The sequence below is a fragment of the Anoxybacillus sp. ST70 genome (genome assembly GCF_019553625.1).
In the GTDB taxonomy this organism is placed as follows: domain Bacteria; phylum Bacillota; class Bacilli; order Bacillales; family Anoxybacillaceae; genus Anoxybacillus; species Anoxybacillus gonensis.
Genome location: NZ_JAHZOF010000028.1, coordinates 1 through 1,361 on the forward strand (window position 1 = coordinate 1; position 1,361 = coordinate 1,361).

1 protein-coding gene is annotated in these 1,361 nt (G+C 47.4%); it reads left to right on the forward strand.

Features of this window, described 5'->3' with window-relative positions; translation table 11 throughout:
- The first annotated feature begins 117 nt into the window (after positions 1-117).
- The gene (locus K1I43_RS15370; RefSeq protein WP_220382705.1) at positions 118-1,299 is read left to right on the forward strand and encodes an IS701 family transposase; all 1,182 of its coding nucleotides are present in this window, start codon (positions 118-120) and stop codon (positions 1,297-1,299) included.
- Positions 1,300-1,361: the final 62 nt, after the last annotated feature.

Below are 1,361 nucleotides of genomic sequence, written 5' to 3' on the forward strand. Positions count from 1 at the left end.
CTGTAGATGAGCAAATTCGCTAACATAAATTTACAACCAAACAAAAAAGGAGACATGAACCCGATTCCTTGGTTAAAATAGATGTGCCACAACTATCCACAAGGAGGTTCATGTCTCATGAATAGATTAGCACATCATCAAGGAATCCACAAGTTTTTCATAACGTTAGGGTTGGCGCTTTATTTCTCGAAACCTGTCATGAAGCATCTCGTTCATATCGTGGATGCGATGATTACAAAGGGCTTTTCGGGAACGTTGACCGATCTACATCATGGGAGTTTTCATCCGAACCATCGCACGACACTCAGCCATTTTTTCACGAAAAGCCCATGGGAGGAAGAGACGCTGCTTCGCAAACTCCAGCAGTGGGTGCTTCATCGTGTCGAACGCAGCTCGAAACGAGAGAATCAACCCATTTTTGTTTCGATCGATGATACGATTTGCCAAAAAACGAAGCCCTCGTCACGGGCAACACACGCCATTCAAGGGTGTGATTGGCACTATTCTCACGCAGAGAAAAAGTCGATCTGGGGACATTCTCTCGTTTGGCTCATGGTTCATACGATGACTCAAGCGTTTCCTTTTGCCTTTCGCCTCTACGACAAGACGGCGGGGAAAAGCAAAGGGGAACTCGCGATCGAGATGCTTTCTTCGTTGGATGTGAGTCGCCCCGTTTATGTGCTCATGGACTCTTGGTATCCATCGAAAACCCTCGTGGGGGCCTGCTTGAAAAAAGGGTTCCACGTCATCGCGATGCTGAAGACGAATCGGATTCTCTATCCAAAAGGGACGGCCATTCAAGCAAAGGAATTTGCCAAATCTATGGAGCCACGGGATACCCGCCTCGTCACGGTGGGAAAAGAGCGTTATCGGGTGTATCGCTACGAAGGTGCTCTGAACGGTCTCAAGGATGCCGTGGTGCTGCTCGCTTGGAAAGCCGATCAGCCGATGACATCGGAACATCTTCACTGCGTCTTGAGCACCGATCGCGAGCTAAGCGATGAAAAGATCTTGCGCTACTATGCTGCACGTTGGTCGATCGAATGTTTTTTCCGTCAAGCGAAAGACCAGCTGAAACTCGATGGATACCGCGTTCGCGGGCGTCGGGCGGTAAAACGGTATTGTATTCTGGTACAACTGACTTATGTGTACAGTATGTTCGAGTCCAACGGTGATTTCTCTACCGGGCTTGACTTTCTCCGAACGAACAAAGCACATCGTCTTGTAGAATTTATCTACGGCGCAGCGAAACAAAATATTCCCATTGATGCCGTGAAAAAACAGCTCCATGTGGCATAAGGAGTACCCCGTTTGTCTCTTTTTAAATGGTAATTATTGTAATGAAAATTACTCAACTACAG

Coding starts and splice junctions, on each gene's coding strand:
- K1I43_RS15370 (WP_220382705.1), top strand. CDS start 118: ATGAATAGATTAGCACATCATCAAGGAATCCACAAGTTTTTCATAACG.